This is a genomic window from Streptomyces sp. 796.1, from assembly GCF_047525675.1.
In the GTDB taxonomy this organism is placed as follows: Bacteria; Actinomycetota; Actinomycetes; order Streptomycetales; family Streptomycetaceae; genus Streptomyces.
In genome coordinates this window covers 1-6598 of record NZ_JBLIWA010000089.1, presented here as the reverse complement: position 1 = coordinate 6598, position 6598 = coordinate 1, and the positions used below count along the sequence as shown (strand labels likewise).

The following is a 6598-nucleotide window of genomic DNA, read 5'->3' as shown; positions in this document are numbered from 1 at the left end:
GCCGCGCGCCCCGGCAAGGCGCGCGGCGGCCCCGGGGCGCGCGGCGCCTCGCGCTGGACGCCGTGGCTCTACCTCGCGCCCGCCCTCGTGGTGATGGCCGCGCTGCTCGTCTACCCGATCTACCAACTCGGTCTGATCTCGTTCCTGGAGTACACCCAGGCCCAGGTCAGCGGCGGCGAGCCGGCCACCTTCCAGGGCTTCGCCAACTACACCGAACTCTTCAACGACCGCCAGTTCTGGGACGTGCTGGTCGCCACCCTGGTCTTCGCCGCGGTCTGCGTGGTCTCCACGCTGGCGGTCGGCTGTGCGCTGGCCGTGCTGCTGACCCGCATCCGCGCGGTGCCCCGGCTCGCGCTGATGCTGGCCGCACTCGGCGCCTGGGCCACCCCCGCCATCACCGGCTCCACCGTCTGGGTCTTCCTCTTTGACCCCGACTTCGGCCCGATCAACAAGATGCTGGTGTGGTGCGGCCTGTCCGGCTTCGAGGACTTCTCCTGGACCTACGACCGCTACAGCGCCTTCGCCCTGGTCCTCTTCGAGGTCGTGTGGTGCTCGTTCCCGCTGGTCATGGTCACCGTGTACGCGGGCATCAAGGCCATCCCCAGCGAGGTGCTGGAAGCCGCGTCGCTCGACGGCGCCTCGCAGTGGCGCACCTGGCGCAGCATCATGGCGCCGATGCTGCGGCCCATCCTCATCGTGGTCACCATCCAGTCCATCATCTGGGACTTCAAGGTGTTCACGCAGATCTACGTGATGACCAACGGCGGCGGCATCGCCGGCCAGAACCTGGTGCTGAACGTCTACGCGTACCAGAAGGCGTTCGCTTCCTCGCAATACAGCCTCGGCTCCGCGATCGGCATCGTCATGCTGCTGATCCTGCTGGCCGTCACGCTGATCTATCTGCGGCTGCTGCGCAGGCAAGGAGAAGAGCTGTGAGCGTTTCGTCCGCGAGCCCCTCGTCCGCGGGCGCCGCCACCGACCAGACCGCATCCGTCAGCAAGGAAACCAGCCCGAAGGGCACAGGGGGCAAGGGCACAGGTGGGAAGGGCAAAGGTGGGAAGGGTGCCGGCGGCGGGCGCGGCCGGCGGTTGCGGATTCGCCGGCCGTGGCGGCTGGTCGCCGAGGCGTCCGCGCTGCTGATCGCCGCGGTGGTCGCCTTCCCGCTGTACTGGATGGTGCTCTCCGCCTTCAAGCCGGCGAACGAGGTGCAGTCGTCCCACCCGAGGCCCTGGACGTTCAACCCCTCGCTCGACGCCTTCCGACGCGTCTTCGACCAGCAGGACTTCGGCCGCTACTTCCTCAACAGCCTCATCGTCGCCGGCACCGTGGTCATCGCGTCCGCGCTGATCGCCTTCCTCGCCGCGACCGCCGTCACCCGCTTCAAGTTCAAGCTGCGCACCACCGTGCTGATCATGTTCCTGGTGGCGCAGATGGTGCCGGTCGAGGCGCTGACCATCCCGATGTTCTTCCTCATGCGGGACCTGGGCGACAGCGTGCCGGGGATCGGGCTCAACACGCTGGGCTCGCTGATCCTGCCGCACATCGCGTTCTCGCTGCCGTTCGCCATCTGGATGCTGCGCGGCTTCGTGAAGGCCGTGCCCGAGTCGCTGGAGGAGGCCGCCTACCTGGACGGGGCGAGCCGCACCCGCTTCCTGTGGCAGATCCTGTTCCCGCTGGTGCTGCCCGGGCTCATCGCCACCAGTGTGTTCTCCTTCATCTCCACCTGGAACGACTTCCTGTTCGCCAAGTCCTTCATCATCAGCGCGACCGAGAACTCCACGCTGCCGATGGCCCTCCTGGTGTTCTTCAAGGACGAGGGCAACGACTGGGGCGGCATCATGGCGGCCTCCACGATCATGACCATCCCGGTACTGATCTTCTTCATCCTCGTCCAACGCCGCCTCGTCTCGGGGCTCGGCGGTGCGGTGAAGGACTAGGGGCGGACTGCTGGGGGCGTGCCGCAGGGCGTGCCGCGGGGTGTGCCGCTCCGCCGCCGTGGGGACGCCGTGTCGGGGCAGCCGAGCCGTGCCGGGCCGGGCCCCGACGGGGCGGCGTGGGGGCGTGTACGTGGGGCCGGTGGGCGCAGTGGCCCGCCGGCCCTCGCGCGCGTGCGTGGGCGCGTAGGACTGACTGACTGTAGGGCTGGCTGACGGGGACGGGCGGATGCGGGGGCGGTGGCCCCGCCGCCCGTGACCCCCCGGGGTCGCGCGCGCGTGCGCGCGTGGTGCGCGCGACCAGAACGTGCTCCGTGCGATGGCCCCGTGCTCCGCACCGTCAGCGTCTGCCGCGCGCGAGCCCCGTACGCCGTGTGAGGCCAACCCCGCGCGGGGAGTCGGGGGCGGCGGACGGGTGGCGTCGTCCCGCAGGACGCCCGGCTGTCACCCGGGCGTCACCCGCCCGTACGGACGGCGCCGCCGCCCGGTCGGTCGGCGGCGCGCGGGACGGCCCGCGCCGGAGGGTGCGGCGCCGCTCGCCGCGATGGGCGCGCCGACGCGGCCCGTGCCCCCGATCGTGTGAGTCCCACGGCAAGCGGAGCGCGTCCCTCCGGCGGGCTGGAACGGTGGTCCCCGTGTCACGGTACGAGCGGCGGCAGGGTCCGCGAAGGGGGACAAACCGCCAGCAGGTGGCGAGCGGCCGGAAGTTCGGCCAAAGCGGACCATGCGCACCTGTGGGGCGGAACCCCGGTTCGTGGACCCTCGCGGCGGTGGGCGGGCGATGTGTGCCAGAGTTGCCACGTCCAGGCCGTCAGCACGTACCGTACGGCGAGCAGCCAGGACACCGGGGACCGGGGAAGGGGCATCTGGTTGACCACGCACGTTCCGCAGGCGGCGCACACCGTGACGCTGCCGGGCTCGCTCGACGAGGCCGTGGCGGCGTTGACCGCCGTGCCCGCGGCCGTGCCCGTCGCGGGCGGTACCGATCTGATGGCGGCCGTCAACTCCGGGCTGCTGCGGCCCGCGGCGCTGGTCGGCCTCGGCCGGATCAGTGAGATCCGCGGCTGGCAGTACCAGGACGGCCACGCCCTGCTCGGCGCCGGCCTCACCCACGCCCGCATGGGCCGCCCCGACTTCGCCGCGCTCATCCCGGCGCTGGCCACCGCGGCGCGCTCCGCGGGCCCGCCGCAGATCCGCAACGCCGGCACCCTCGGCGGCAACGTGGTCAGCAGCGCGCCCACCGGCGACGCGCTGCCCGTGCTCGCCGCCCTGGAAGCCACCCTCGTCATCGTCGGCCCGGACGGCAGCCGACAGGTCCCCGTCAGCCACCTGTTGGCCGGCGTGGAGATGCTGCGACCGGGCGAGCTGGTCGGCTTCGTACGGGTGCCGCTGCTGCACGCGCCGCAGGTCTTCCTCAAGGCCACCGGGCGCACCGGCCCCGGGCGGGCCGTCGCCTCGGTCGCCGTGGTGCTCGACCCGGCGCGCCGCCAGGTGCGCTGCGCGGTGGGCGCCGTCGCCCCCATGCCGCTGCGCCCGTTGGACGCCGAGGGCTGGGTCGCCTCGCTGATCGACTGGGACGGCACGCGCGAACTCGCCCCCGACGCCTGCGCCGCCTTCGGCGACTACGTGGCAGCGGCCTGCATCCCCGACCCGCCGGCGCCCGACGACGCAGGCGGGGCGCCACCCGCCCTGCCGCCCGCCGCCCTGCACCTGCGGCGTACGGTGGCGATCCTGGCCCGCCGAGCTCTGGGGAGGGCGCTCGCATGACCGCAGACCACCATCCGCGCGGTTCCGGCCACCCGGCCGGACCCGAGGCCGAGCCGCGCCCCGCGGACGGGCAGGAGCACGGCGCGCCCGAGGCACACCCGGCGCCCGGCACCTCGCCCGCCCCGGCCTTCCACGGCTGGCAGCCGATCCCGAGCAGCCCGGAGTACGACGCGGAGGGCACCGCCTTCGTGCAGCTCCCGCCCGAGTTGGCCGACCCGTCGGCGCCGCTGCCGCAGGGCTGGGACCCGCTGGCCGCCCCCGGCACCGGCTACACGCCGCCGCCCGGCGCGCACTGGCACCCCCAGCAGCCGGCCGACGGCGAACACGGCCAGGGCGGGCAGCCGTACGCCAGCCCGTACGACCTGCCGCAGGGCCAGCACGGCGGGCAGCACGGCGACCCCTACGCGGGCCAGCACGGTGCGCCGCCGCTGGCGCCGGGTGCCGGCGCCGATCCGACCGGCACCGGCCAGTGGCCGCTGCCCGGCGGCGAGGACGCGACGCCCGGCGCCGAGGCGCAGGCCACCGGCCAGTGGTCGATCCCGTTCGCGCCCGACGACGGGCCCGACGAGGCGGGCGAGTTCCGGCTCGGCGAGCACGGCCCGAGCGGCTACGGCGCGGGCGGTGGCGCGCGGCGCGGCGACACGCTCGGCCACGGCCAGCCGTACGCCGACCAGGGCGCGCCCGCGCCGCACGAGGACACCCTCGGCGACCCGCAGGCCCAGCCGCTCGACCCGCAGGCGACGCCCCAGTGGCCGGTGCCGTCCGCACTCGGCGGGACCGGCCAGTGGACCCTGCCGACGGTCGGCGACGAAGGGCTCGACGAGACCGGCGAGTACACGATGAGCGCCTACCGGTACGGGCTGCCGCCGTACCCGGACGCCCCCCGCGCCGACGCGGGCCGACCGGCCGAGGCGGGCGCGCAGCCGACCGACCCCGAACTGCCCGACCACGGCCCGTACTCCGAGGGCCCCGACTACCCGGCGGGCCCCGGCGAGGCGGAGTACGGCCACGGCGTCGACGCCGACCCGTACGCGACGCCGGGTTACCCGGCGACGGACGGCCCGGAGCCGCCGCACGCGGGACTGCCGCAGACCGACGCCTCCGGTGCGGGCCTGCCGCACGCCGAACTGCCGCACGCCGACCTCGCGCAGGCGGCGGCGCAGGACCCGCAGGCCGGTCCCGGCCACCCCTACGGCGGCCCGGAGCAGGGCGGGTACGGGGCGGATTACGACCCGGCGTACGACCAGGACCAGCCCGGCGGCGGGCTGGCCGACGGCCCGGCGGGGCACGGCGTGCCGCTGCCCGGGCAGGACGCGCACGGGCCGCGCCCGCACGAGCCGCACCACCCGCAGGGTGCCCCGCAGTGGCCGACGCCCCCGGCCGGCGACGCGAGCACCGGCCAGTGGCCGCTGACCGGCGTGGACGAGCGCGGCGGCACCACGCAGGCGTCGTTGCAGGCGCCCGAGGCGTACGCGCTGGGCGACCGGTTGGTCGCCCCGTACCGGCCGCGCCCGGTCCCGCAGGACGACGCCGCCCAGCACCGCACGGACCAGCCGGCGGCGCAGGACGGTGCGGCCGGCCGGCCCGGTGCGCCGGCCGCGGCCCAGGAGTGGCCAGCGGCGCCGCAGCAGCAGGCGACCGGCACCGACGGCGTCGGGTTCGCCGTACCGACCACCGACGAACAGCACGACACGCCCGGCGAGCCGCTCCCCGGCGCCGGGGAGCTTGGCGGTGCGCCGACGGACGAGGGCGCGGCCGGTGCGTTCGCCGATGGGACGCTGGCTGAGGGCGCCGCGGCGGACGATCCGCACGGTGCGGCGCACGGCGCCGCGGGCCCGGCCCACGAGGGGCGCGCCGCGGCGGTCGGTGGCCCGACCGGCGAAGACCTGACCGGTGACGGCGCGACCGACGAAGACCTAACGACTGCTGCGGGATCGGCTGTCGGCGCGCCGGACGGTGACGGTCTGGCCGGCGACGACCCGGCCGGTGTCGCTCCGGCCGGAGCGCCTGCGGTGGCGGACGGCACGGCGGCGGAGGCTCTGGCATCCGGCGACCTGGCATCCGGCGACCTGGTGGTGGAAGGGTCGGCCGCGGACGCTTCGGCGGCGGGCGGCCTCGCGAACGCCGGCCGGGCGCCGGCCGACGCGTCGCCGGCGCAGCCCGGCGCCGCCGACCCCGCGCAGCAGCAGGCCGCCGAGCCGGCCGGTGCGCTGCCCACGCAGGACGCGCCGGGCGCGGCGGGCCAGGCTGACCCCGCGTCGGCTGACGGGTTCGCCGCCGGGCCCGTCCCGGCCGCGGACGGTGCGCCGAACGATGCGGTACGGGGCCGGGGCCAGGCTGGCCCCGGCGACCCAGCCGCCGCCAACTCCAGCACCAACGCCGACGTGCGCACCAACGCCAGCGCGGGCCCTGACGCGAACGCCCAGGGCGGCGTCACGGCCGGCGCCCACCCCGGCGCCGACGGTCAGCCGGATACGGGCGATGCGCAGGCGAGCGGCGCCCCGGGTGCCATCCCGGCCGCGCGCATCCCCTGGCCCGCGCCCGCGCGGGACGGTGAACTGCCGGACGGTACGGGGCAGTTCGCGTCGCCCACCGGCGTACCGGGGCCCCGGGTACCGGCGCAGGCCGACCGCTCGCGCGGCGACACCGCGGCCGACGGCACGGACCCCCAGCACGCGCCGGGCGGCACGGCCGACCAGGCCGACGGCGCCACATCCGGTGGCCCGGCGGACGGTGCGGCGAACCAGCAGGCACAGCACCCCGACGCCACGGCCGACCCCGCGCGCGAGGCGACGGCCGACGGCGCGGCCGGTGCCGGGAACCCCGCGGGCGGTACGCCGATCCCGGGCGCGCCGCACGGCGTACCGGCCGACGCGGCACGGGCCGCGGCCGACCGC

The 6598-nt window shown here is 76.2% G+C and carries 4 protein-coding genes; all 4 read left to right on the top strand.

Translation table 11 applies throughout. The features are described 5' to 3' along the window. On the top strand, positions 1 to 936 hold a 936-nt coding region (locus tag ACMA1D_RS31725), incomplete at its 5' end, for a carbohydrate ABC transporter permease (protein WP_414727431.1). Positions 937 to 1088: 152 nt separating this feature from the next. Further along, complete coding sequence (locus ACMA1D_RS31720; RefSeq protein WP_349996396.1) at positions 1089 to 1937, top strand: carbohydrate ABC transporter permease; 849 nt, start codon at positions 1089 to 1091, stop codon at positions 1935 to 1937. Between the two features lie 867 nt (positions 1938 to 2804). After that, complete coding sequence (locus tag ACMA1D_RS31715; RefSeq protein ID WP_414727430.1) at positions 2805 to 3701, top strand: FAD binding domain-containing protein; 897 nt, start codon at positions 2805 to 2807, stop codon at positions 3699 to 3701. Further along, positions 3698 to 6598: hypothetical protein (locus ACMA1D_RS31710; RefSeq protein ID WP_414727429.1), on the top strand; the 2901-nt coding region annotated here is incomplete at its 3' end. The genes ACMA1D_RS31715 and ACMA1D_RS31710, both read left to right, overlap by 4 nt.